The following is a 24528-nucleotide window of genomic DNA, read 5'->3' on the forward strand; positions in this document are numbered from 1 at the left end:
TGGGAATTATGATAAGCCCATCCCGTTTTTTTCTGGTCAATTCCGGCAATCTTTGGAATGATTACGAAACCATTTGAGTTGATTTTGATCTAAATGCAGACATACGGGTTGAATCCCAACCCGGAAAATCCCCACTCCCGGGGGTTTTCACCATTCCACACAACTCTTTTGGTATTTCATTTGCCGAACTTTCGGCCGGATCGGCATCCGGGGGGGAAAGCCAGCCGTCACGGCGGGTTTCAGCCGGGCCGATCCTGCAATCACAATCGCCAATAGACTTGGTAGATAGAAAAGGAGAGGATTAAATGAGCAAGCTGTTTTTCAAGTTGCATGTCACGTTGCTGAGCCTTCTGGTCCTGACGGCGGGCACCGCCCTGGCGGGAACCCGCGCCATCGCCATCAGCGAGCCGTCCAACGGCGCCACGGTGCAGAACCCGGTAAAGGTGTGCCTGGTCACGCACAACGTCACCGTGGAACCCGCCAAAAAGGGGGTCAATGAAGGCAAAGGGCATCACCACATTCTGGTGGATACCGACCTTCCCAAAGACCTGAGCCAGCCCATCGGCAAGGACGCCCAGCATATCCATATGGGTGATGGTTCCACCTGCAAGGAGATCCGTCTGGAGCCGGGCATGCATGTCATCCGGGGCTTGTTCGCCCAGGGAAATCATGTCCCGTACAATCCTCCGATCACCGCGACGGTGATTGTCAACGTTCAGTAACACCTCCACCCCCATGCCCGCCACCCCACCTGGGGTTGCGGTGCCTGGGGGTGTTTTGTTTCTGCTCCCTTCCTCCTGAAATCGGTTGTAATCGCTATTCCCAGCCGATACAATTTATTCATTCAAGTTGGGTTTTCAAACCTTTAGTCAGCCATCAAACGCCGCTCACCCAGCGGCAGACCGGTCTTCTATGCGTTCTTTTTCCCGACCCGTTTCATTCCTGCTCACGGCATGTTTCGCGGTACTGCTTTGCCTGTCCTCCGTGGCGCCAACCGCTGCGTACGAGGTCAATCGCAATGCCATCGTCATGTTGATTGCCAAAAACAAACAGGGCGAAACGGTGTCCACGGGGAGCGGGTTCATTGTGCGGCCGGACGGCACCGTGCTCACCAATTACCATGTTCTCATCGATGCGGCCAGCATGAGCGCGGTGTTCCCGGATGGAACCCAGGAAACCGTGAAAGGGGTGCTGAACGTGGACCGTCTGCGCGATGTGGCGGCGCTGAAACTGGAAGGCGACCTGTATTCCACCCTGGAGATCGGCGATTCCAACAGCCTGAAAACCTTCGATTACCTGAGCGCCCTGGGATACCCTTCGCACGCGGTGGAAATGGTGGAGCAAGGACTGCACGGGGTCCTGGTGCAAACCTACGGCTTTGTACTGGGCGTGCATCCGCAGGCCCTTCCGGATCACCCCTTCATTTATGCCACCACCCCGTTTGAGCCCGGGTTCAGCGGCGGACCGGTGGTGAACAGGGACAACCAGGTGGTCGGCATCGCCACGCTGGAAGGCCGTGCGCTCAATCTCGCCGTGCCCATCGACTTCGTCAAACCCTTCCTGCAGGACAACCGGCTTCTGAGTTTCGATGAATTGCGCGAGCGCGACAAGAACACCAAGGAGGTGTTGTATTACCGGGGCAATTTCACCCTGTACGCGCTGGGCGATGCGGAAGCGGCGATCGGCCTGTTTGAAAAAACGTTGAAGATCGATCCCGGTTTCGTGCCCGCCCGTTATGATCTCGCCGTGGCGTATCGCGGGCTGGGGCAGATGGATGCCGCCATTGCCGAATATGAAAAAGCGCTCAAACTCAATCCGCGGTTTCCGGAAGCGCTGTCCAACCTGGGCGGTCAGTATTTCCGCCGGGGGGACGTGAACAAGGCCATCGAAAAATTCCGCGAGGCCATCCACATCCACCCGAACTTCATTCAGGCCCTATCCAATCTGGGGGCGGCGCTCAACAAAAAAGAGCGTTACGAGGAAGCGGTGCCGTTTCTCAGGCGCGCCTTGTCGCTGGACCCGGAATTCGGTGTCGCCCACTTCAACCTGGGTAACGCCTACTACGGCATCGGCAAATGGGACGAGGCCATCGGAGCGTATCACACCGCCGTGGGCATGGGTGTCGATTTCCTCTCTCTCCACTGGAGCCTGCACGACATCCATTCCAGACAGGGCGACAGGGAGAAAGCCAGGCGCGAATTACGCATCATCCTGCAGATCGATCCGCAGAACGAAGACGCCCGCAACAAGCTGGAAGCCCTCGACTCCCGGCCCTGAGCCCACGCTTCACACCCGCCTGACCGTTTCCAGTACCACCCGGAACACCGCCAGCATGCTGTCCGCGGAACATTTGTCCAGCGTGTCTTCCAGGGTATGCCAGTGCGGGTAATCGAAATCGATCAACAGCACGGAAGGAATTTTCATGTAGATGAAAGGCAGGTGATCGTCCCGTACGGAATAACGGAGCATGGGGACAAACTGGTCCACGCCCAGCTCCCTGGCCGTGTCGAACACGAATTCTATGAAACTCGGGGAACTGCGGAAAGAATACTGCTCTTTAAAAATCTTGAGGTTTTTCTGCGCCACCATGTCCACCACCAGCACCCGCGCAGGCCAGGTGGATTTGTCTTCCTTTTTCAACTGCTCGGCGTAGTAGGTCGATCCCAGAAAATACTCATCGGACCCCCTCCGCCCCCAATCTTCTCCGTCGAAGAACACAAGCTTGACCGTGCGCTCCGGCGGGTTTTCATGAAAGTACTGCGCCATCGCCAAAAGAACCGCGGTTCCGGACCCGCCGTCGTTGGCCCCCACAATGGGCCGGGCTTCTTTTTGGGGATCGGATTCCTCGTCGGCAAAAGGACGTGTGTCGTAATGCGCACCCAACAGGATGGGCGGCTTGTCTCCCGTGCCCTTGAAGGTGAGTTCGTAATTGTAAAGCGGCAGTTCTTCCGCGTAACCCACCCGCGCGACAAAAGCCTGCTCCTTCCATGAATCGGCATAGCTCTCCGCCACCTTCCTGATGTAGGCCCGGGTTTTGGCGTGCCCCTCGCTTCCGGGATAGCGGGGCCCGATTTCGCACAACTCCGTCAGGTGATCCCATAAAACGGGGCGGTATTTTTGAACGGGATCGGGTTCACCCGGAAGCCGGGCGGGCAGAATGGCCATTATCAGCATGAAAAATCCCCCCAACCATAGTGATCGCCGCATACCATGCCTCGGGATCAGGAAGGTTCGGGACCTGCCGGGTGGGAGGTACCCCAGCGGTTGGACAGGTAATCCCGCAGAATCTCCGCGTGGTCGAACGCCAATTCATCCGGAAGGCGGTCATGTGGAAACAAGGCGCAGTTTCGTGCGTCATCCGCGGCTTTGGGCTCCCCTGCCGCGCGGGCCAGGAATACCGTTGAAATGCAGTGCATGCGGGGATCGCGGTCTGGACGGGAATAGCTGTGGAACTGCCCCAGCAGGCGGACATCCAGCTGGATTTCCTCGCGGGCCTCACGGATGGCGGCGTTTTCCAATGACTCTCCGTAGTCGACGAATCCACCGGGCAGGGCCCACCCATGGGGCGGGTTTTTACGCTCAATCAGGACAATGCCCCGGTTTTCGACTTCGATGATCAAATCCACCGCCACAGCTGGGTTTTTATAACTCATTGAAACTCACAGCTATAAACAAACTTCCCGGCTCTCCGGAAAAGTTTCGGCATATCGTAAAGAATGTTTCCGATCCGGGTCGTGCCTTGACAACCCTTTATAATACAGATATCTTAAATGAACAAAAGGGTTTTCTCCCAGGCCCTCAAAAAAAGCCCTTAAGTTTATTCACCGGATACCGATAATAATACTGCGGGGCAAAACAACACGCAGGCAGGCCCCGGAAAACAACTCAAAAATTCTGGAAAGCGCAGATTATCATGGAAATCCAGGGCGACGATTTCAAAATCCGAAACAAGGTATCCCCGGAGAAGGTGAAGGGACCCAACGTCAAGAGCAACCCGGCGGATCCCACATCCACCGCCTCCTCCCGTGCTTCCAGCGCCGGGGGAGAGCAGATTGCCTTCTCCGCCAAAGCGCAAACCATCCAGAAAGCTCTGGATGTGGCCAAGACTTCTCCCGACGTGCGGACGGAAAAGATCAACCGCATTAAATCCGAAGTGGATAACGGCACGTTCCATGTGGACAGCGAGGTGCTGGCCGAAAGCATTTTGAAGGAAATCCTGACCGAATCAAAGTTTCTGGAATAAGCCCCAACTTGTCCTCGTTTTAAAGCCCGGCCGCCAAGCCGGGCTTTTTTTGTGTCCCGGGGGTCAGGATGAGGAAAATCCCGGTCACCTCCCTGTTTTTTGGAATCTTCCCCTTGCCGTTCTCCGGGGCCTGTGGTAACTTACGTTCTTTTATTTAACGGCTGTAAGTCAGGAGCATGGTATGTCCAAGCGATGTGAAATCTGTGACAAGGGTCCCTTGGTCGGCAACAACGTGAGCCACGCCAATAACAAGACGCGGCGCCGGTGGATTCCCAATCTCAAGAAACTGCGTGTGGTGCATAAAGGCGCGGTTAAAACGATGAAGGTGTGCACCCGTTGCCTGAAAGCGGGCAAGGTAATGAAGGTCCCGGCCAGCAAACGGCCTGCCCAGACGGCTGCCACCGGCTGAACGACGGGAAGACCCCTTCCCGTCTAGTTTTGCTTCCCGATTTCCCCCACTTTCCGTTTTTTGTCCGTACCCTTTTTCTTGAATTCCTTCACGCGCTCCGCGTGAATCACGCCCTTCGTCTTTTTCAGCGCTTCCAGTATTTTCTTGAGATGGCTGAGGTCGAAGATCTCCACATCCAGCTCGAAAAACGCACGCTTGTGCGTCGCCTGCACCACATTCGCCCGGGTGATGTTGACATCCAGTGACGCGAGCAAACTGCTGATGGTGGCAAGCAAACCGGGCTGGTCCTCCCCCACGATGGCAAGGGGCGTCTGAAACGGCGTCTTGTGCACGGTATCCCATTCCACTTCGATCATGCGCTCGGTTTCGTTGGTCAGGGCCTCGACGCTGGGACACTCCTTGTGATGCACGGAGATGCCGCGGCCGCGCGTTATGTAACCGATGATGGGGTCACCGGGAACCGGGTTGCAACATTTTCCAATACGGATCATCATCTGGTCGCCGAAGTTCTTGACCTTGATGCCGATGTCTTTATCTTTCGACGTAGGTTTGCGTGCCACCTTGACGGTGGTGGATTTTTTGCGATACTCCTCCAGCGTTTCTTTCGGCAGCAGCTTTTCCACCACCTGGTGCGCCGGCAGTTTGCCGAACCCGATGGCCGTGAACAGGCTGTCCAGCGTGTTGTAGCCGCAGGCATGCGCAGCCTCGTCCAACGCCTTGCCTTTTAACAGGTCTCCCGTCGCCGACCCGTATTTGCGCACCTCCGCCTCAAGAATCTCCCGCCCCAGTTCCAGGCTCTGCTGGCGTTCGCGGCTGTTGATGTAGTTGGAAATCTTGTTGCGGGCTTTCGAGGTTTTGACAAAACCCAGCCAGTCGCGGCTGGGGTGGCGTTGCTGGGAGGTCAGGATTTCGACGCGGTCGCCGTTTTTCAGTTTGTAGCGAAGCGGCACCATCTTGCCGTTGACCTTGGCGCCGAGGCAGTGGTTGCCGATGTCGGTATGAACCTGGTAGGCGAAGTCGACCGGTGTCGCCCCACGCGGCAGGGCGATGACGTCGCCTTCCGGTGTGAATACGTACACCTCCTGGAAAAACAGGTCGACCTTGAAGGAACTCAAAAAGTCCTTCGGGTTCTTGATTTCTTTCTGGTCTTCCAGCAGGCGCCGCACCCAGCTCAAATGGTCGTCGAGGTTTTTCGCCAGCCCTCCCCCATCCTTGTATTGCCAGTGCGCGGCGATGCCCTCTTCCGCCACCCGGTGCATTTCTTTCGTGCGAATCTGCACCTCCACCCGCTGACCGTTGGGACCGTTCACCGTGGTGTGCAGGGACTGGTACATGTTCGGCTTGGGCATGGCGATGTAATCTTTGAACTTGCCGGGGATCGGTCGCCACAATGAGTGCACCAGCCCGAGCACGGCGTAGCAGTCCTTCACGCTGTCGGTGATGACGCGCACCCCGATCAGGTCGTACACGTCTTCCAGGTCGATCTTCTGGGTCACCATCTTTTTATAGATGCTGTAGTAATGCTTGGAACGTCCGGTGACGGCGCTTTCCAGTTCGGCGGTCTTGAGTTCCTTTTCCAGCAGGGTGTACACGTTTTTCACCAGCTGGTCGCGTTCTTCCTGCCCCTTGTGCATGCGGTTGACGATGGCCTGGTACTGTTCGGGATGCAGGTATTTGAACGACCCGTCTTCGAGCTCGGCCTTGAGCCAGCCGATACCAAGGCGGTTGGCCAGCGCCGCGTAAATGTCCAGCGTCTCGCGGGCGATGCGTTTCTGACGGGAGGCGTCGAGGGAACCCAGTGTGCGCAGGTTGTGGGCGCGGTCGGCCAGCTTGATCATCACCACGCGGATATCCCGCGCCATGGCAAGGATCATTTTGCGGTAGTTCTCCGCCTGCTTTTCCTCATGGCTGGAAAACTCGATCTCGCCGATCTTCGTCACCCCGTCCACCAGTCCATAAATCTCGTCGCCGAACAGTTCGCGAATCTCATCGGAGGTGGCCAGGGTGTCTTCAATGGTGTCGTGCAGGAGCCCGGCGGCGACGGTGCGCTCGTCCATCTTCAGCCGTGTCAGGTTGTAGGCGACTTCGATCGGATGCGACAGGTACGCCTCGCCGGAACGGCGGCTCTGCCCGCGGTGGGCCTTGGCGGAATAAATGTATGCGTCGAGAATGATGTCCACGTTGGCCGTGGAATGGTAGGCCTGGACGGCTTCTGTGATTTCGCTGAGTTTACGCATACACGGTTGAGATTTCCCGGACGGGAACCCCTACAAAGAGCTTATAATCATTGCTTTTACATTTATTTAAGATACTTCCGGCGTGGGGTCCAGTCAATTAACATTTATAAGGAAGCCTTTTCATAAGGTACGATGCCGCAAACAACCGGACACGTTCCTCCAAACTCAGGACCGCACTATCACGATGGCCGAGAACAAATCCGCACCTCCAAAACCGTCGCTTTCCGACTCCATCCAGTACGTCAAGGGAGTCGGGCCCAAGCGGGCGGGATTGCTGGAAAAACTGGGGATCGCCTGCGTCGAGGACGGTCTCGCCCTCCTGCCTCACCGCTACGAGGACCGAAGCCGGGTACAGACCATCGGCGAGCTCAGGCCCGGCGAGTTCGCAACCTTTCGCGCCACCATCCTGAACGCCGGGACGATACGGCTGGGGCGGAGGCGCAAGGTGTTCGAGGTCATCTTCGAAGACGACACCGGCACCCTGCGCGGCAAGTGGTTCCAGTTCCGTGAGCCCTATATGAAGGAACGTTTCGCCATCGGCCGCACCTGCATCGTCTCCGGCAAGGCGAAAGACAACACCTACCTCGGAGCCGGGCTGGAAATCATCCACCCGGACGTCGAGATCACCGAAGACGACGCCCCGGCCACGCTCGAAATGGGACGCATCGTTCCGGTGTACCCGACCACCGAAGGCCTGCATCAGAAATCCCTGCGCACCATCATGAAAACCCTGGTCGACCTCTACGCGCCGCTGCTGGAGGAATACCTGCCCGCCGACGTGATGAAGCGCAACAAACTCACTCCGCGCGTGCAGGCCTACCAGGACACACACTTTCCGCCCCCCGGCACGCGCGCCGATCACCTGCACCTGTTCCGCACGCGGCAACAGGTCCGTCTGGTGTTCGAGGAGCTGTTTCTCCTGCAGGTCGGCCTCGCTTTCAAACGCAAACACGCCTGGCAGGAGGTGCCCGGCCGCCCCCTGGCCACCCGCGGCGACTTGATTCACCGCTTCGTCAAGCTCCTGCAATTCGAATACACCGGAGCGCAGAAACGGGCGTTGGGCGAAATCATGGACGACCTTGAAAAATCGCGCCCCATGCACCGCCTTCTGCACGGCGACGTGGGAAGCGGCAAGACCCTGGTCGCCCTGACCACACTCCTCACCGCCGTGGACAACAATTTGCAGGGAGCGATGATGGCGCCGACGGAACTGCTGGCGGAACAGCATTACCTGAACCTTTTGCCTTACTGCGAAAAACTGGGAGTGAAACTCGATCTCCTCACCAGCGCCCTGCCCGCGGGGGAGAAGCAGGCCATACAGGACCGCATCCGCACGGGTCAAACCCAGATCGCCGTCGGCACCCACGCCCTCATTCAAAAGGATGTGGATTTCCACGACCTCGGCCTGGTGGTGATCGACGAGCAGCACCGCTTCGGTGTTCTGCAACGCGAAGCCATTGGCAAGAAGGGCACCGCGCCGCACGTGCTCATCATGACCGCGACGCCCATCCCGCGCTCGCTCGCCCTCACCCTGTACGGCGACATGGACGTGTCGATCCTGGATGAAATGCCGCCCGGCCGCCAGCCCATTGTCACGCGCAGTTACGATGCAAAGCACCGGGACGAGGCGTATCAGTTTCTGCGCGGCGAAATCAAACAGGGTCGGCAGGCGTACGTGGTGTGTCCGTTGATCGAGGAGTCGGAGACGATGCCGCTCAAAACCGCGCAGGAGGTGCACACCGACCTCGAACAGCGCTTTCCTGATCTCCGGCTGGCGCTCATCCACGGCAAGCTGAAAAAAGAAGAACGGCAGGCCATCATGACCGCGTTCAACGAAGGCCGGGTGGATATTCTGGTCGCCACCACGGTGATCGAGGTCGGCATCGACGTGCCCAATGCGACGGTGATGCTGATCGAACACGCCGAACGCTTCGGCCTGGCTCAACTGCATCAGTTGCGCGGACGGGTGGGACGCGGCGGCCACGCCTCGCACTGCCTGCTGGTCACCTACCCGCCCCTGTCGGAAGACGCGGAGGCGCGCATCGACGCCATGCTGAAATCCGGCGACGGCTTCGTCATCGCCGAGCAGGACCTCAAGATCCGCGGTCCCGGTGACTTCCTGGGCACACGGCAGGCGGGGATGCCGACGCTTCGTTTCGCCGACCTGGTGCGCGATCTTCGCATGATCCAGACCACGCGCAAGGAAGCCTTCGCGCTGATCGACCGCGATCCCTGGCTGAAAGACCCCGGCCACCAGCCGCTTCGTCAAACCCTGGAGGACAAGCTGGGCGGACGGCTGGACCTGCTCAATATTCTTTAAAAATACCAGCCCCCCTTTCTCGCGGTTTTCCCCTGACCCGGCCCGTGATACACTTAAACGGACTAACCGATTGAACACCGAATCATGCTGAAACCGACCCGCGCCGACAAAATTCTCATCGCCTGCCTGTTCGCGGCCAACCTCGCCCTGTTTTCGGGGATCGACTACACCCGCACCGCCGGGGACTGGGTGGTCATCGAGGTCAGCCAGAAGGAGGTGAAGCGCCTGCCTCTCAAGAAAAACCAGCTCGTCCACGTGGAAGGTCCGCTGGGTGAGACGGAAGTGCAGATTCAGGACGGCAAGGCGCGCATCCTGAAATCGCCCTGCAGTCGCAAGCTGTGCATCAAGTCCGGGTACATTCAGTATGCCGACCGCATCGCCGCATGCCTGCCGAATCGCGTGGTGGTGCGCATTCTCGGAAGCACCTACCGGGGCATCGACGCCGTGGTGTCCTGATCCTGATTCTTATAAATGAAACGTTTTCTCACTTTCACCCTCATTCTGGTCTGCCTTTCGGCAAGCGTTTCCGCATTCGCCCAGTCGTTCCACCGGCCCATCAATCACAAGCTGTCGGTGACGCTCGACCCGGATCGGCATCACGCCCGGATCGAGGACACCCTCACCCTCTACCCCAATTCGCTGTCCGGCGAGTCGCTGACGTTCACCCTGCACGCGGCTTACAACATCATTAAAGTCGAAATCCCGCACCAGGGCGAATGGAAGACCGAGGTGACGAAAGTGGAGGACGCCGCCGGGGACCTGCCGCCGCGCCAGCACATCGTCATCCAAAAGCCGGATGGGAAGAAGTGGCCGGATTTCCTGCAGGTGCTGTTTCGTTATGAAGGACGGTATCACGACCCCCTGCGGCCGGAAAGCGATTCAGGGAGGGAAGCCGTGCCCGGCGAAGAGGGTGAAAAAGATACGGGGATTTTTCTTTCTTCCGAGAGTTATTTTTATCCGCGGCTGGAAAGCAAGTCGGGCGAGTCGCTCATGACCTTCGCACTCGGCGTGGCAACGCCCCGCGACCTGAAAGTCATCAGCCAGGGCAAACGCATCCGCGAGACCACGCACAACGGTCCGCGCCACACGCTGTGGCAGTGCGACGACCCGATGCAGGAAATCTACATCGTCGCAGACCGCTACATCGAGTACAAGGACCGCTACGAAGACGTCACCCTCTACGCCTTCCTTCGCTCTCCGGACGAAACACTGGCGCAGAAGTACCTCGATGCGGCCAAAAGTTACATCCGCTTTTACGATCGCCTGCTGGGCGAATACCCGTTCGTCAAGTTCGCGCTGGTGGAGAATTCGGTGCAGACCGGTTACGGCATGCCGTCGTTCACCCTGCTGGGCTCGCGCATCATCCGTTTCCCTTTCATCCTGCACACCTCGTTCCCGCACGAGATCCTGCACAACTGGTGGGGCAACGGCGTGTATGTGGATGCGACCGGCGGCAACTGGTCGGAGGGCCTCACCGCCTACCTCGCCGACCACCTCCTGCAACAGCTGGACGGCCATGGGCCGGATTACCGCTTTCAGCGGCTGATCAAGTACCTGAACTACGTCAACACTCAGAATGAAATCCCCATCGCGAAATTCATGTCACGGCACAGCATGGCGTCGCAGGCCATCGGCTACGGCAAACTGCTGATGGTGCTCAACATGCTGAGGCTGGAGGTGGGCGACAGGATCTTCCTGGAAGCGCTGGCGGATTTTTATTTCACACAACGATTTCACCGCGCCGGGTTCGAACACCTGCGCGCTCACTTCGAGCTGTATCACGGGAGAAACCTCGACACGTTCTTCCGTCAGTGGATTGAGGAGAAGGGCGCACCGGAACTGGAACTGGTCCACACCACGGTGGAACCGTTTCCCGACGCTTACCGCCTGACGCTGGAAATAAAACAGAAGCAGGCCCGCCCCTTGTTCGCGTTTCAACTGCCGGTGGCGGTGTGGTACGAAGGCGCAGACCAACCGAAGATCGAACTGGTGTCCATCGATCCCCAACCGGTGCAACACGTCACCGTGTTCGTGGACGGCGAACCGAAAGCCGTCATGCTCGATCCGTATTACGACGTGTTCCGCAAACTCGACCGCAGGGAAGTGCCCGCCAGCATCGGCCAGACCTACGGCGACGGCAAGGCCGTGGCGGTGATGCCCAGCGTGTCGTCGCGCGACCTCATCGAAGGCTTTCACGCGTTCGCCACCTCGGTGGACAACCTGTCCGACATGGTGCTCGACCAGGTTTACGATTTCGGCGGCGATACCGCCGCGTGGGTGTTCGGTCGCCACAACCTGAAAGCTCAGGCCCTCCTGCCGAAGCTGGCGGAGTTCGGCGTCTATCCCGGAGAACTCGGCATCACCGTGAACGGCAAACTGTATATGTATGAAGAGAACAGTTTTATTTTCACCTTGCCGAACCCGCAAAACCCCGGGCACTCCGTGACCTGGGTGATCCCGCACACCGCCGCCGCGATTCCGGGACTCATGCGCAAACTGCCTCACTACGGGAAGTACGGGTACCTCGTGTTCTCCGGTTTCGCCCCCGACAACCAGGAAAAAGGGGTCTGGCCCGGCGACCGCAGTGCCCTGATGACCACCTTCGTTACAGGCGACTACACCCTTTCGCCGCGCCCGCCACTCACCCCCACCCGGCCGGAATGACCGCACGGGCCAACTAAATTTGGCCTTCCCCGTTTCCTGAAGTATAATTTCCGCATTCCAAAGCGGCGCCCCTCACCGTTTCAACTGTTCCGGAAAGGACTCCACCATGGCCAAAGACACCACCCTGATCATCCACGGCTGGAGCGACTGCTCCAACTCGTTCAAAAAACTCAAACAGTTTTTGGTCGACAACAAGGTCGGCACGGTGCAGACCATCCTTTACGCCGATTACGAATCGCGCGAAGACAACATCACCTTCAACGACGTGGTGGACGGACTGAACGACCAGATGATCGAAAACGGCCTCATCGACGCTGACGGCAACAAGCTGAAGGACGTGAACGTGATCGTGCATTCCACCGGCGGGCTGGTGATCCGCCACTGGATCTGGCAGTACTACCACGACCGCATCGACCAGTGCCCGGTGAAGCGGCTGGTCATGCTGGCCCCGGCGAACTTCGGCTCGCCGCTGGCGCACCGCGGCAAATCGTTCATGGGGAGCCTGTTTAAAGGAAGGTGGAAGATCGGCGACATGCTGGAAGTCGGCCGCAACCTACTGAACGGCCTGGAGCTGGCCAGCCCCTACCAGTGGGACCTGGCGCACGAAGATGTGTTGCGGGAGGAACCTTATTACAACCGCAAGCAGATCCAGACGACCATCCTCGTCGGCTTGAAAGACTACGAAGGCCTGCGCGGCTGGGTGAACAAACCGGGCACCGACGGCACCGTGGTCATCGCCGGCACCTCTCTCGACACCGCCAAGCTGGTGCTCGACTTTTCCCATTCCGGCAAGGACCCGGCGAGACAGCACCACGACTGGGCGTACCAGAATCCGCCGGACGATTTCGGTTTCGGCGTGATTGCGGGCGTGGACCATGGTTCCATCGTCGAACCCACCTCCCCCAAGACCGGCGACAAGGGGATGGTCGGCGGGCTCATCCTGAGGGCGCTCACCACGAAGACGCCCAAGGATTTCGAAAAATTCATCAACGACCTCGAGCAGTACACGGAAAGCTGTTACCAGAAAACCCAGAAGCCGCGGTTCCAGCAGTTCGTTCTGCACGCGGTGGACGACCTGGGCGATTCGATCAAGGACTTCACGGTGGAGTTTTTCATTTTCCGTCCGCACCGCCTGTCGAAGAAAGGGCTCGCCGACGATTCCAAAATGGACAAACTGGAACAGGACCTGAGCCAGGAGGTGCACGAAATCCTGACAGCCAACTTCCACACCAACCAGACCGACGCCAGCTTCCGGCGGTTCCTGGTGGACCTGGAGGAAATCCGTGCATTTTTAAATAAAGCGGAGGAAGCACTGGGAGCCAAGCCCGCACTCAGCATGCGTGTGCACGTGCCGAAAGTGGACGATGGAATCCATTACGAAAACAAGGACCTCGAGAACATCGTCATCCATGACACCAGCGGCACGTTGAAACCACCGAAGAATTTCTTTTACGAAAACACAACGACGTTCATCGAACTGCGCGTCAACCGGTTCAACAACTACGTGCACATCGGCGTGAAACCGCGCAAACACTGAGAGCGGAACCCCGAGGAAGAATCAACTCCCCGGGGAAGGCAGGGTCCGGCGGTATTCTCCGGAAAATCCTTCGGACGAGATACCGACCGGCAGGTAGCGAACAGCGATGGCCGCCATGTGGTCGCGGTATTCCTTATATATGGAGTCCGGATTCACCCGTGCCATGGCGGGGGGAAGCGGGGTTTTCAAAGTCCGCGCCCCGTCCGGTGTGCCGTCACCCTCGATGAAGTGATCGATCACCACCCCCACGATTCCCGTCTTTGCCAGCTTTTTGAAAAACGCATCCGGATCGTTTACAGGGTATAGCGGCGCCATGCAGGCCACCGCAATGATGCCCGCATCCGACAACTCCCGCAACAGACGAATACGGTCTTCCAGTCTGGATGGAGGCGGCGGCATTCCGGGCAAACGCCCGGTATCGCCTTCTATGGATACATGCACGCGAAGTCGGCAAAGCTTCGACAGCGCCTGAACGCGTGCGAGGTCTTCGCGGATGCCCGTGGTGTGGGTTTGCAGGATCAATTCATCTGGCGGCGCGTCGAGGAGGGCATCCAATAGCGACCGGGTGATGCGGTAGGTTTTTTCCACAGCCTGCCAGGGTTCGGTGGAACTGGAAAGGAAGATGGAAAACGGTTGCGAACGTTTGTGCGCCCACCTGCGTTCGGCGTCGGCGGTGCGGCGGTACACCTCAGCCGCATTGGTTTTGACATCGACGAACCCGCCCCATTCGCGGCCGCGGGTCAGCCACGGGTTGAATCGCACGTAGCACGCGGCGCCGCAGGCGGACTTGCCAAGACCGCAGCCGGTGTAGGGATTCATCGAATGCGAGCACACCCTTTTCAAATATCCCGTGGAGCGGGTCAGGATGGACCGGCATTCCACTACCGAAATCTGCATGATCCCCTCCCGCGCGACAGGGGTTCCATCACTGGGGTTTGTCCCCCTCCCACCATTTGCCCCACTTGACCGATGAGATGTTCTGGCTGAACTGCGGAGCCGCGTGGAAATATATTTCCACGCCACCGGACTTATCATCGGCGGGACGCGTCACCCATTTGTTTTCAGGAAGCAGGTCCAGGTTGATCAGCCACACTTTGCGGTTGTCGGTTTTGCGGATCACAAGAAATCCACGATCCTTTCGGTACTCAAAAAGTCCAAACAGAGTCACCGTCCTTCCCGGTTGGCCCTCCAGAGTCAGCGTGTAACGGCCCTGGCACCAGTAATCCCGGAAACCTTTCATGGTGGACACATCGTTTCCCGACTCCACATCATACAATCCCTGACAATCAATCTTCCTTGCATCCTCAAATTCGAATAACGGCTCCTTGTAAAGGATAAGTTCGCCGCGTTGTTCGTGAGCGTAGGCAGAATTGGAAAATATCCAAAATACCAAAACCAGTATGAAGCATCGTGTCTTCATGGCCCCACGGTGTCCTTCCAAAGGTTGGCAATACTATTAAAAGACTACCGCAAATAAATTGCATGGACCAAGGAAAACCGGTTTTCGTGCAGATAAGTTATGCGGAGGTATGGCAAATTGATTATAATATTCGCTTTGCAATCAATCCCACAGACCCACCCCTTATTGGGTACACATAAGTGGAATCACGACCTGAATTTGTAAAGTTATTGTGGGGCATTCTTGCCGCCTTTTTGTTCGTCATCGACCTGCTTTTGCCGGAAGGGACGATCGACGGCTTCTTTTATGTGATTCTGGTTCTTGCGGCACTGCGTATCCGCCACAAAAACTTTTTGATCATGGCCACCCTTCTGGCCACGATGCTGAACATGATCGGGTTTTATCTGGCACTGGACGGCCCCAACCTTTATCAGGAACTTCTGGACAGGTTGGGCTCCACGCTGACCATCTGGGTTGCGGGCTGGCTGTGCCTGGTGCAACAGAAGTCGGAAGACCATGCCTATCAGTTGCTGCAACGGCAAGGGTCCTTTGTGCAGTTGCACAAGGACATCGCCGTCGCTTCCAACGAAACGCGGGCTGTGGAGGAAACGTTGCAGTACTGCCTGCGGCGCATCTGTCATCAGGCGGGGTGGCCTGTGGGTCACCTGTACCTGGTCAATTCCCCCGCCAATCCGAACCTGGTCTCCACCACCACCTGGCACCTGGAAAACCCGGAACAGTTTCAGACGTTTCGTTCCGTCTCCGAAGGCACCGTCTTCGATTCCGGAATCGGGCTTCCCGGTCGTGTGCTGGCCAACGGCAAACCTGCCTGGATCATTGACGTCAACAAGGACCCCAATTTCCCGCGCGCGCGGTTGTCCCCCAACATCGGCGTCAAGGCGGGGTTTGCGTTTCCCATCCTGATTGGCAACGAGGTGGCGGGCATCATGGAATTTTTCTCGCCACGTGCGGAACCTCCGAACGATGACATGCTGGAAGTCATGGGCCACATCGGCACCTTGCTGGGCCGCGTTCTGGAGCGCAAACGGGCCGAGGACGAACAGGAACAACTGCTTCACTTTTTGAAGGAACGCGTCAACGAACAGACATGCCTTTACAATGTGGCCAACCTGATCGCCAATGCGAAAACCATCCGCGAGGTGTTCAACAACCTGCAGTCCTATGTGGCCTCGGCCTGGCAATACCCGGAGATCACCCGCGTCAAGGTCGTCTTTGGTGAAGAGGCGTTCGCTCCGCCGGATTTCCGGGAAACGCCGTGGACCATGTCCGCACCGCTCACCATCCACGGCGTTCAGCAGGGATCGCTGGTGGTCTGTTACCTGGAGGAAAGACCGGATTCGGAGGAAGGCCCTTTTGTCAAGGAAGAGCGCCGGCTTCTGGACGGGCTCGCGTATCTGTTGAGCGTTGCAGCGCAACGCAAGCTTGCAGAAGAGGAAATCGAACGTTCCCGCCAGCAGTTGCGCAACCTCTACAACAAACTGGAAACGGTCCGCGAAGAAGAACGGTCGCGCATCGCCCGCGAAATCCACGACGAGATGGCGCAGGTGCTGACCACAATGAAGCTGGAGGTGGCGCGGCTGTGCAAGAAGCTGGAAGGCAGACACCCGGAGCTCAAGGAAAACGCAGAAACGGTGATCGAGCTGATCGACCAGACCATCCCGACGGTCAAGCAGTTGATCCACGACCTGCGCCCGCCGATTCTCGATCACTTTGGCCTGGAGGAAGCCATCTCCTGGCAGGGTCAGGAATTCGAACGGTTGACGGGCATTCAATTTGAATTCGATTGCGACAGCGAACCTGAAAACCTGGATAAGGAACGGTCCACCACCTTGTTTCGTATTTTCCAGGAAACGCTCACCAACGTCGCGCGGCATTCCAAGGCGGAGAATGTGAGCGTGAAACTGAGTGATGAAAATGGTATGGTATCATTGCATGTTCAGGATGATGGGGTGGGCATCACCCCGGACAGACTGAAAAACGGCCATTCCCTTGGCATTCTGGGCATGCAGGAACGGGCACGGGTCTGGGGGGGCTCCGTGAACTTTGTAAGCAAACCCAACGAGGGTACGTTGGTAACCATCAACATCAGCAGAAACTAATCTAGGAGTTATCAATAATGACAACTGAAGTTCTGACCTCGAAGAAAAAGATCAGAATTCTGATCGCAGATGACCACCCCCTGTTTCGCCGTGGACTCAAAAACGCGTTTTCGGAAACGCCCGACATCGAAATCATCGCGGAAGCAGACAATGGGAACGATGTTCTGGACAAAATCCGTGACCAGGAATTGAGCCTGGTGATCCTGGATATTTCCATGCCGGGAAAAGACGGCCTGGAGGTCGTGAAGCAAATCAAGACGGAATATCCCAAACTGCCCATCCTCATCATGAGCGTGTACCCGGAAAACCAGTACGCGGTGCGCTTCATCAAAGCCGGCGCGGCGGGATACCTCACCAAGGAAAGCGCTCTCGACACGCTGCTCCACGCAGTGCGCAAGGTGTCCCAGGGTGGAAAATTCGCCAGCCCGGAAATCACCGAACGACTTGCTTTCGATTTCCTCGAAACCAACAAACCGCTGCACGAAACGCTGTCGGATCGCGAGTACCAGGTGTTCCTCATGATCGCGCGTGGCAAATCGTTGACAGAGATCGCCAACGAATTGTCGTTGAGTGTGAAGACCATCAGCACGCATCGGTCCCGCATTCTGGAAAAAATGAAAATGAAAAAGAATGCGGAACTGATTCATTACGCAATCAATTACAGCCTCATTTAACTAAAATACGGTAGCGCAACTCCCGCCTCCGGTTTTTGTGACCGAAAAATCCCAGCCTCTCCTTTTATCTTCCTAAATCGAAAAAATACGACAACAGATAAGAATAAATCCCGGCCAGGCTTACCCTAAAAAAGCTTCACTAAATTCTATTTTGAGTAGGTTATTTTCCTACAACAGAAATAGCCATACGCTGATAGTTAACCTTCCCACCTTTTATTAAACTCCACCTTAACTTGGAATCTCAGTATTGGGCATAACAATCACTTTGCTCTTTTCGACATTGCGTTTCTCTAAATTAAGGTAATGAGATTCTGACCGACGCAATCCGAAGGAAAGGAAAATTGTGAACCCGTTTTCCCGAAAAGTCCTGCTTGCCGCCCTCGTCACTGCGGCCGCATTTTTAACCACGACCATTCCGGCTGATGCGGAAACTTACCTCCTCCGCACCATTTCCCTGACCACCGTTGAAGGGGAGGCTTCCGAGTACACCTATCATGTCCCAGCCGGTAAATCGGTGCGTGTTCAAAACGATTTGGACCGGGTGATCCACAATACATCCATTGCGCGGGTCAACCCGGATAAAAATATGGTGCGTGTTCAGGCTTTCCAGCCCGGTCAGTCCATGGACCTGGAATTCACCGCCCAGGGAACCTATCGGATTTGTTACGAATGGAAGCCCAAACACGCCACCGTTTTCCAACAGTCTTGTGTTCGTGTCAACGTGGTCAAGCTCCAGTCCACGTAAGAATTCCTGAAGCTACAGCGGGGAGCAAATTTTTGTTTTTAGGAAAGTTTCTATTTAATCATTTTAATGTTTCATTTTTATTATCCTCACATCACGATGAAAGGAGCCGAGGAATGAAAAAGATTTCTTTGCTGACTGCTCTGTGCGTTGTTGCCTTCAGCGGCACGGCGTTTGCCGGAACCATCAAACCCGGTGAATCCACGTCCTGCAACGATGCCAAACAAATCACGGTAGAAGTTGACACCATCCCGAACAAAGCTGCTGGTGAGTTCGGTCACACCGCCAACGATCGCGGTACCGCGAGCCTGGTGGTATGGAAGTCTTCCAACGCCACCACCGTGCCCCTGACCTTGGGCCCGAACGACAGCAACCAGTCCCTGACCACGACCGACCACGGTAAGGTTGGTATCAAGCCGATGGGAACCATGGGCCGCAACAAGGTTGTCCTGACCGGCCAGCCGGCTTTCAGCCGCGGTGACTCCATTGGTGACATCAGCGGTCTGGTACGGTTCACCAACACCGGCACCAACACCGTTAAGGTTACCTGTCAGTAATCAGCAAATCAGGACCCCTGTGGGAGTAACATTCGAGCTCTAACCGTTACAGCGGACACTCCCTTACCCAAGGAAACAGCCGGCACGCCCCTGCCGGCTGTTTTTTTGTGCCCTCATCTTGGCAACCCCCGCCCGTTTGGTGTAAAACTGTTCTTCACATTCCAACCGCTTTAACCGAGGAACCCGAACCCCATGACCGAAAATCAGCAAGTCCGCGTCCGTTTCGCCCCCAGCCCCACCGGCACCCTGCACATCGGCGGCGTGCGCACCGCCCTGTTCAACTGGCTCTACGCCCGCCACCACGGCGGCACCTTCATCCTGCGCATCGAAGACACCGACCTCTCCCGCTCCACCGACGAATCCATCCAGGAGATCCTCTCGGCCATGCAGTGGCTCGGCCTCGACTACGACGAAGGCCCGTTCCGCCAGATGGAACGGCAGGACCGCTACCGCGAACAGCTATCGAACCTGCTGGACGCGGGCAAGGCCTACCGCTGTTACTGCACGGCGGAAGAACTGGAAGCCAAACGCAAGGCACAGCAGGCGGCGGGCGAGAATCCGCGCTATGACGGCACCTGCCGCAACCGCACGGACCAGCCCACCGACCAGCCGCATGTGCTCCGCTTCAAGGCGCCTAAGAAGGGGACGGTCACCGTCAAGGACATCCTGCGCGGCAACGTGAATTTTGAATTGAAGGAAATGGACGACATCATCCTGCAACGCACCGACGGCACGCCGACCTACAACTTCGTCGTCGTGGTGGACGACGCCGACATGCGGATCACCCACGTCATCCGCGGCGACGACCACCTGTCCAACACACCGAAGCAGGTATTGCTGTACGACGCCCTCGGCGCGGCGCGGCCCGAGTTCGCGCACATCTCGATGATCCTCGGCCCCGACAAAACGCGGTTGAGCAAACGCCACGGCGCCACCTCGACCCTCGAATACAAAAAGCAGGGCTACCTGCCGCACGCGCTCATCAATTACCTGGCACGGCTCGGCTGGTCGCACGGCGACCAGGAACTGTTCACGCTGGAGGAAATGATCCAGCACTTCGCGCTGGAGAACGTCACCATCTCCGCCGCCGTGTTCAATCCGGAAAAACTGCTGTGGGTCAACGAGCAATGGATCCAGACCAGCCCGCCGCAGGAACTGGCGAAACACCTGGAACCGGTTCTGGTGCAGGAAGGATTGCTGGCTGAAGGGCACGGCCGTTCGCTTGACGAAATCGCGCGCATCGTCCCGCCCCTGCAGAAACGCGCCAAGACGCTGGTGGAGATGGCCCAAGGCGCCGCGTTTTACATTAAGGACGAAGTGGAGTTCGATGAGAAGGCGAAGGAGAAGTTTCTTACGCCAGAGGTGAAACCGTGGTTCGAGAAGTTGTGCGCGGGGCTGGAGAAGATGGACGAGCCTTTGGAGCACGACGCCATTGAGGCCCTGTTCAAGCAGGTGATCGAGGAAGAAGGCATCAAATTGAAGAACCTGGCCCAGCCCGTCCGCGTCGCCCTCACCGGCCAGACCGCCTCCCCCGGCATCTACGACTTGTTCTTAATGCTGGGCAAGAACCGCTCCCTCACCCGCCTGCGCAATGGGGTTGATTAGTCCCCCCTTATGAGGGGGGCTAGGGGGGTTCTACCTTTCGTTCTTTTACGAGGAGCCGCAGGCGACGAAGACAATGTAACAGTCCCCCCTTTGCGAAGGGGGTTAGGGGGATTTTTCATTAAGGTGTTTTAGTCTGAGGAGCCGCAGGCAACGAAGTCTAATTAATAATTTTTCCAGGGTGTTCTACCATGCCAGGTAAACATCGAAAACGCCTCTTGCCCTACGACGAATCCCTCACCGACAAAGCCCGCGAACTGCGCAACCAACCCACTCCTGCAGAAAAGCACTTCTGGTATCACCTGCGCCAGATGCCCTTTTATAAGGAAACCCGATTCAACCGCCAGAAACCGATCGGATCTTACATCGTCGATTTCTACTGCCATCGCCACCAGCTGGTCATCGAAATCGATGGCGACACGCATGGAACACCACAGGCCAAGAAAAAAGACCAGGCGCGGACGGAATTTCTGTCAGCGCAGGGATTGACGGTGGTGCGATTCACCAACCGGGAAGTGATGCACAACATCGAAGGCGTGCTGGGTGAGGTGGAACGAGTCATTGGGAAGAAGGAGGAAAAATCCCCCTAGCCCCCTTCACAAAGGGGGAATAACTGCGCCCCCTCTTCGAGGGGAGAGGAACGATTATAAGCAACCATACCCTTTGATCCCCTTGGAAAGGGAGGCACGCAAAGCTTATTAAACAACATGGCTTCTCGGTTCCCTCAGACGAGATGTATTGAAACTTATTTGAATGAAAAATTTGTTTTGGCGCGGGAATTATTTTGGTTTGGAGGGGGGCCGATCCCCCCTTTGTGAAGGGGGCTAGGGGGATTTTTCCTTACGTTCTCTCATGAGGAGCCGCAGGCGACGAAGGAAATTTAATGGCGCTGTTCCCGCTACCGGCCAACCCACCTCACCGCACGAAAACTTCTTTCCTGTGGAATTCGAGGAACGCGGGATCGGGTTGAAACCTCCGAGGCAGGGTCAAACGCCTGCCTTTATATTTCTGAAATAAATCGTGATTGACTTGGGAAGACACCATCACTTCGTAATCGGGGCTTACGGCGATCAGTCCCCGGTCGAAAGCCCGGTCGTGCAGGGCGTTCAGGCATAGGCCATTCATGGGATTGAGCCGGTTCCGGGTATCCCGCGACCACGGTACGATGTGGCTGGCGACTAAGAGATCGGGATTAGCAAGGCCAGTGATGCAACAGGTCTGATCGTAGTTGGAAAGCACCATCTTGCGGAAGAACCTCTGATTCACCCGTGCCTGAACGGTTTGTTCACGCGTCTCACCTTCCTTGAAACTTGGATCAAGAGTCTCTTGAAACGCTTCTTCCCTGCCAAACAGTTCAGCGGTTTTCAGTTCGCTCTCATAGACCATGCTGCCCCAGTCCTCGAAGAACTCGTTCCACACTTCGCGGTCGAGTTTGCTGACGTTGGCGGCGCCGCGTCGGTCCAGGGAAGGGTCCAGGCTGGCGAAGTTGGCGAGTTTGTAACTGATCGATCCCGGCGTGCGGCCCAGCTTTTCGGCGAGTTGGATGATCTCCGGGTTACGGACATGAATGCGCCCGAACGGGATGCGGCAATACAGATTGATCGCCACCAGCAACTCCTCCCGCGTCCATCCCCTCCGCCCTTCAGCACTCATGTATAACCGTTGTCAGGTTAAAGTAATCACAGTACAATTTATTGAGTCATTCTTGCCCGAACTTTCATTCCCTATAAGGAATATGAATCTTAGAATAGCATTAGATTCAAATATCGCTACCTATTTTGTGGAAGCAAACTTTTTAGAATACAACCCAAATAATGATAACTGGGACTCCGCAAAAGAAAGGGTTGCTACTGTAAGAATCTACTTATATTCAAATTTGACCTTTGGATTGACACCAACCGCAATCCAACAAATTGAAAAAATTAGCAACAATATGCGGCTCGAAGAACACACCGCCACTATTTCTAATATTTTTGAAGATTTCCCATTTGAGTTTGCAGAAACCATGATCGAAGAGAGAAAAAATTATTACTTTGGCTTTCACAAAGGTGGAAAAAAGCAAGAAGAAGACTGCCGAATTTTAGCAGAGGCGGAAATTGGAGATCAACGATTTGGAAATTATGACGTGCTCTTAACTTTCGATAAAAATTTTATAAAGAACCTGAAAGACAAAACAAAAACCTTAAAGCTTATGAGTCCCTCTGATTTCTGGAAGGGACTAAATATTCCAAAAGGCTCCGAGCCAATCAAATGGTTTCATACTACCAACCCCAATCGTAATAAAACTTGGTGGAAATGGTAAACATTTCACCCCTTCTTCTGGATTTTAGCCCAGGTGTCGCGGAGGGGGACGGTGCGGCTGAACACGGGCTGGCCGGGCTGGGAATACTTGCTGTCCACCACGAAGTACCCCATGCGTAAAAACTGAAAGCGGTCGCCAACCTTCGCTTCTTTCAAACTGGGCTCCAGCTTGCAGTCTTTCAGCACTTCCAGGGAATCGGGGTTGATGCTGGCGGGAATCTCGATGTCTTCGGGGTCTTCGTTCACAAACAAATGATTGTAAAGCCGCACCTCGGCCTCATACGCGTGCGGCGCGGAGACCCAGTGCAGTGTCCCCTTCACCTTGCGGCCATCGGTGGTCTGGCCGGACTTCGTCTCCGGGTCGTAAGTACAACGCAGCTCCACCACCTGCCCCTGGTCGTTCTTCACCACCTCCTCGCACTTGATGATGTAGGCGTGCTTGAGGCGCACCTCGCGGCCCGGCGCAAGACGAAAGAATTTTTTCGGCGGGTCTTCCATGAAGTCTTCCTGCTCGATGTACAACTCGCGGCTGAACGGCACCGTGCGGTGACCCGCCGCCGCGTCTTCCGGATTGTTCTCCGCCTGCAACTCCTCCACCTGCCCTTCCGGGTAATTGGTGATGACGACTTTCAACGGATGCAGGACGGCCATGACGCGCGTGGCGATCATGTTCAAATGTTCTCGGATGCAGAACTCGAGCAGGCCCAGCTCCACCGTGCTATTGGATTTGGCGACGCCGATGCGCTCGCAAAAGTCCCGTATCGAATCCGGCGTGTAGCCGCGCCGCCGGAGTCCGCTCACCGTCGGCATGCGGGGATCGTCCCACGCATCGACATACTCCTCCTTCACCAGCTGGATGAGCTTGCGTTTGGACAGCACGGTGTGCGTGAGGTGAAGCCGCGCGAACTCGATCTGCCGCGGATGAAACACGCCCAGCGCGTCGAGGCACCAGTCGTACAGCGGACGATGGTCCTCGAACTCCAGCGTACAGATGGAATGCGTGACGCCCTCGATGGAGTCCGACTGTCCGTGCGCCCAGTCGTACATGGGATAGATGCACCACGTGTCGCCCGTGCGGTGGTGCGGCGCTTTCAGAATGCGGTACAGCACCGGGTCGCGCAGGTTGAGGTTGCCCGACGCCATGTCGATCTTCGCACGCAGGACCTTCGCGCCGGTATCGAACTCGCCGTTCTTCATGCGCTCGAACAGGTCGAGGTTTTCCTCGACGGTGCGGGTGCGGTACGGACTGTCCTTCCCCGGTTCGCTGAGCGTGCCGCGGTGTTCGCGGATCTCGTCGGCGTTCAGGTCATCGACGTACGCCTTGCCCGATTTGATCAACTGCACCGCCCACTCGTACAACTGCTGGAAGTGGTCGGACGCGTAGTATTCCTTGTCGCCCCAGTCGAAACCGAGCCAGCGCACGTCTTCCTTGATCGATTCGACGTATGCGGTTTCCTCTTTAACGGGATTGGTGTCGTCGAAGCGCAGGTTGCAGCGGCCGCCGAACTCCAGCGCCATGCCGAAGTTGAGGCACACGCTTTTGGCGTGACCGATATGGAGGTAGCCGTTGGGCTCCGGCGGGAAACGGGTGACGACCTTTCCGCCGAAACGGCCGCTGGCGTTGTCTTCCTGGATGTGACGCCGCACAAAATGCGACGGCTGGGTGGATTCTTCGGACGTGTCGGATGGGTTTCGGGATTCGTTCATGGGTCTCGCGGGTTAG

At 56.8% G+C, this 24528-nt stretch carries 22 protein-coding genes; 15 read left to right on the forward strand and 7 right to left on the reverse strand.

Features of this window, described 5'->3' with window-relative positions; genetic code table 11:
* Positions 1–305 precede the first annotated feature (305 nt).
* Together ACTRXA_RS06390 and ACTRXA_RS06395 are read left to right on the forward strand one after the other, a co-directional pair.
* Entirely contained in the window at positions 306–722 is a 417-nt protein-coding gene (locus tag ACTRXA_RS06390; protein ID WP_442426382.1) for a DUF4399 domain-containing protein, read from the forward strand.
* Between the two features lie 190 nt (positions 723–912).
* The gene (locus ACTRXA_RS06395; protein WP_442426383.1) at positions 913–2277 is read left to right on the forward strand and encodes a tetratricopeptide repeat protein; all 1365 of its coding nucleotides are present in this window, start codon (positions 913–915) and stop codon (positions 2275–2277) included.
* A gap of 9 nt (positions 2278–2286) precedes the next feature.
* On the opposite strand, the gene ACTRXA_RS06400 is transcribed toward ACTRXA_RS06395, so the two are convergent.
* Together ACTRXA_RS06400 and ACTRXA_RS06405 are read right to left on the reverse strand one after the other, a co-directional pair.
* Positions 2287–3207 (reverse strand): M28 family peptidase, encoded by a 921-nt coding sequence (locus tag ACTRXA_RS06400; protein WP_442426384.1) that lies wholly within the window; start codon positions 3205–3207, stop codon positions 2287–2289.
* Positions 3208–3221: 14 nt separating this feature from the next.
* Positions 3222–3653 (reverse strand): NUDIX domain-containing protein, encoded by a 432-nt coding sequence (locus tag ACTRXA_RS06405; protein WP_442426385.1) that lies wholly within the window; start codon positions 3651–3653, stop codon positions 3222–3224.
* A gap of 260 nt (positions 3654–3913) precedes the next feature.
* Between ACTRXA_RS06405 and flgM the strand changes: the two genes are divergently transcribed.
* Both flgM and rpmB read left to right on the forward strand, forming a co-directional pair.
* Positions 3914–4243, forward strand: coding sequence for a flagellar biosynthesis anti-sigma factor FlgM (gene flgM / locus ACTRXA_RS06410; RefSeq protein ID WP_442426386.1), 330 nt, complete (start codon positions 3914–3916; stop codon positions 4241–4243).
* Positions 4244–4424: 181 nt separating this feature from the next.
* Positions 4425–4652 (forward strand): 50S ribosomal protein L28, encoded by a 228-nt coding sequence (gene rpmB / locus ACTRXA_RS06415; RefSeq protein WP_005009135.1) that lies wholly within the window; start codon positions 4425–4427, stop codon positions 4650–4652.
* Positions 4653–4675: 23 nt separating this feature from the next.
* Here the strand turns inward: rpmB and ACTRXA_RS06420 are convergent, their stop codons facing one another.
* A complete protein-coding gene (locus tag ACTRXA_RS06420) occupies positions 4676–6889 on the reverse strand; it encodes a RelA/SpoT family protein (RefSeq protein WP_442426387.1) in 2214 nt (737 codons plus the stop codon).
* A gap of 106 nt (positions 6890–6995) precedes the next feature.
* On the opposite strand from ACTRXA_RS06420, the gene recG reads away from it, so the two are divergent.
* The 4 genes from recG (at position 6996) to ACTRXA_RS06440 (ending at position 13410) form a co-directional block, all read left to right on the forward strand.
* Positions 6996–9209: an ATP-dependent DNA helicase RecG gene (gene recG, locus ACTRXA_RS06425; RefSeq protein WP_442426689.1), complete on the forward strand. Its 2214-nt coding sequence runs from the start codon at positions 6996–6998 to the stop codon at positions 9207–9209.
* Between the two features lie 84 nt (positions 9210–9293).
* A complete protein-coding gene (locus ACTRXA_RS06430) occupies positions 9294–9665 on the forward strand; it encodes a NusG domain II-containing protein (protein WP_237099058.1) in 372 nt (123 codons plus the stop codon).
* 15 nt (positions 9666–9680) lie between these two features.
* Positions 9681–11873 (forward strand): M1 family metallopeptidase, encoded by a 2193-nt coding sequence (locus tag ACTRXA_RS06435; RefSeq protein WP_442426388.1) that lies wholly within the window; start codon positions 9681–9683, stop codon positions 11871–11873.
* A gap of 106 nt (positions 11874–11979) precedes the next feature.
* Complete coding sequence (locus ACTRXA_RS06440) at positions 11980–13410, forward strand: esterase/lipase family protein (RefSeq protein WP_442426389.1); 1431 nt, start codon at positions 11980–11982, stop codon at positions 13408–13410.
* 21 nt (positions 13411–13431) lie between these two features.
* On the opposite strand, the gene ACTRXA_RS06445 is transcribed toward ACTRXA_RS06440, so the two are convergent.
* Positions 13432–14307 (reverse strand): hypothetical protein, encoded by an 876-nt coding sequence (locus ACTRXA_RS06445; RefSeq protein ID WP_442426390.1) that lies wholly within the window; start codon positions 14305–14307, stop codon positions 13432–13434.
* 28 nt (positions 14308–14335) lie between these two features.
* The gene (locus ACTRXA_RS06450) at positions 14336–14830 is read right to left on the reverse strand and encodes a hypothetical protein (RefSeq protein ID WP_442426391.1); all 495 of its coding nucleotides are present in this window, start codon (positions 14828–14830) and stop codon (positions 14336–14338) included.
* A gap of 179 nt (positions 14831–15009) precedes the next feature.
* Between ACTRXA_RS06450 and ACTRXA_RS06455 the strand changes: the two genes are divergently transcribed.
* From ACTRXA_RS06455 to ACTRXA_RS06480, 6 genes are all read left to right on the forward strand, one after another.
* Positions 15010–16929, forward strand: a complete 1920-nt coding sequence (locus ACTRXA_RS06455; protein WP_442426392.1) for a GAF domain-containing sensor histidine kinase — start codon at positions 15010–15012, stop codon at positions 16927–16929.
* A gap of 17 nt (positions 16930–16946) precedes the next feature.
* Positions 16947–17603, forward strand: coding sequence for a response regulator (locus ACTRXA_RS06460; RefSeq protein ID WP_005009109.1), 657 nt, complete (start codon positions 16947–16949; stop codon positions 17601–17603).
* Between the two features lie 343 nt (positions 17604–17946).
* The gene (locus ACTRXA_RS06465; protein WP_442426393.1) at positions 17947–18348 is read left to right on the forward strand and encodes a hypothetical protein; all 402 of its coding nucleotides are present in this window, start codon (positions 17947–17949) and stop codon (positions 18346–18348) included.
* Between the two features lie 113 nt (positions 18349–18461).
* Positions 18462–18902 (forward strand): hypothetical protein, encoded by a 441-nt coding sequence (locus ACTRXA_RS06470; protein WP_442426394.1) that lies wholly within the window; start codon positions 18462–18464, stop codon positions 18900–18902.
* A gap of 192 nt (positions 18903–19094) precedes the next feature.
* Positions 19095–20507: a glutamate--tRNA ligase gene (gene gltX, locus ACTRXA_RS06475; RefSeq protein ID WP_442426395.1), complete on the forward strand. Its 1413-nt coding sequence runs from the start codon at positions 19095–19097 to the stop codon at positions 20505–20507.
* Between the two features lie 188 nt (positions 20508–20695).
* The gene (locus ACTRXA_RS06480; protein ID WP_442426396.1) at positions 20696–21094 is read left to right on the forward strand and encodes an endonuclease domain-containing protein; all 399 of its coding nucleotides are present in this window, start codon (positions 20696–20698) and stop codon (positions 21092–21094) included.
* 325 nt (positions 21095–21419) lie between these two features.
* Here ACTRXA_RS06480 and ACTRXA_RS06485 read toward each other — a convergent pair whose 3' ends face one another.
* On the reverse strand, positions 21420–22112 hold the full coding sequence (locus ACTRXA_RS06485) for an HNH endonuclease (RefSeq protein WP_442426397.1): 693 nt from the start codon (positions 22110–22112) through the stop codon (positions 21420–21422).
* Between ACTRXA_RS06485 and ACTRXA_RS06490 the strand changes: the two genes are divergently transcribed.
* A complete protein-coding gene (locus tag ACTRXA_RS06490) occupies positions 22102–22806 on the forward strand; it encodes a hypothetical protein (RefSeq protein ID WP_442426398.1) in 705 nt (234 codons plus the stop codon). The two genes, ACTRXA_RS06485 and ACTRXA_RS06490, sit on opposite strands and share 11 nt — an antisense overlap.
* A gap of 5 nt (positions 22807–22811) precedes the next feature.
* Here the strand turns inward: ACTRXA_RS06490 and ACTRXA_RS06495 are convergent, their stop codons facing one another.
* Positions 22812–24512, reverse strand: a complete 1701-nt coding sequence (locus ACTRXA_RS06495; protein ID WP_442426399.1) for a glutamine--tRNA ligase/YqeY domain fusion protein — start codon at positions 24510–24512, stop codon at positions 22812–22814.
* Between the last annotated feature and the right edge of the window lie 16 nt (positions 24513–24528).

The organism is Nitrospina sp. P1_D6, assembly GCF_052156615.1.
In the GTDB taxonomy this organism is placed as follows: Bacteria; Nitrospinota; Nitrospinia; order Nitrospinales; family Nitrospinaceae; genus Nitrospina.

Excerpts from the sequence above, each read along its gene's own strand:
- flgM (WP_442426386.1), top strand. The coding sequence starts at position 3,914 with ATGGAAATCCAGGGCGACGATTTCAAAATCCGAAACAAGGTATCCCCG.
- ACTRXA_RS06420 (WP_442426387.1), bottom strand. The coding sequence starts at position 6,889 with ATGCGTAAACTCAGCGAAATCACAGAAGCCGTCCAGGCCTACCATTCC.
- ACTRXA_RS06460 (WP_005009109.1), top strand. The coding sequence starts at position 16,947 with ATGACAACTGAAGTTCTGACCTCGAAGAAAAAGATCAGAATTCTGATC.
- ACTRXA_RS06470 (WP_442426394.1), top strand. The coding sequence starts at position 18,462 with ATGAAAAAGATTTCTTTGCTGACTGCTCTGTGCGTTGTTGCCTTCAGC.
- ACTRXA_RS06395 (WP_442426383.1), top strand. The coding sequence starts at position 913 with ATGCGTTCTTTTTCCCGACCCGTTTCATTCCTGCTCACGGCATGTTTC.
- ACTRXA_RS06445 (WP_442426390.1), bottom strand. The coding sequence starts at position 14,307 with ATGCAGATTTCGGTAGTGGAATGCCGGTCCATCCTGACCCGCTCCACG.
- ACTRXA_RS06430 (WP_237099058.1), top strand. The coding sequence starts at position 9,294 with ATGCTGAAACCGACCCGCGCCGACAAAATTCTCATCGCCTGCCTGTTC.
- ACTRXA_RS06405 (WP_442426385.1), bottom strand. The coding sequence starts at position 3,653 with ATGAGTTATAAAAACCCAGCTGTGGCGGTGGATTTGATCATCGAAGTC.
- gltX (WP_442426395.1), top strand. The coding sequence starts at position 19,095 with ATGACCGAAAATCAGCAAGTCCGCGTCCGTTTCGCCCCCAGCCCCACC.
- rpmB (WP_005009135.1), top strand. The coding sequence starts at position 4,425 with ATGTCCAAGCGATGTGAAATCTGTGACAAGGGTCCCTTGGTCGGCAAC.
- ACTRXA_RS06495 (WP_442426399.1), bottom strand. The coding sequence starts at position 24,512 with ATGAACGAATCCCGAAACCCATCCGACACGTCCGAAGAATCCACCCAG.
- ACTRXA_RS06435 (WP_442426388.1), top strand. The coding sequence starts at position 9,681 with ATGAAACGTTTTCTCACTTTCACCCTCATTCTGGTCTGCCTTTCGGCA.
- ACTRXA_RS06400 (WP_442426384.1), bottom strand. The coding sequence starts at position 3,207 with ATGCGGCGATCACTATGGTTGGGGGGATTTTTCATGCTGATAATGGCC.
- ACTRXA_RS06440 (WP_442426389.1), top strand. The coding sequence starts at position 11,980 with ATGGCCAAAGACACCACCCTGATCATCCACGGCTGGAGCGACTGCTCC.
- ACTRXA_RS06480 (WP_442426396.1), top strand. The coding sequence starts at position 20,696 with ATGCCAGGTAAACATCGAAAACGCCTCTTGCCCTACGACGAATCCCTC.
- ACTRXA_RS06390 (WP_442426382.1), top strand. The coding sequence starts at position 306 with ATGAGCAAGCTGTTTTTCAAGTTGCATGTCACGTTGCTGAGCCTTCTG.
- ACTRXA_RS06450 (WP_442426391.1), bottom strand. The coding sequence starts at position 14,830 with ATGAAGACACGATGCTTCATACTGGTTTTGGTATTTTGGATATTTTCC.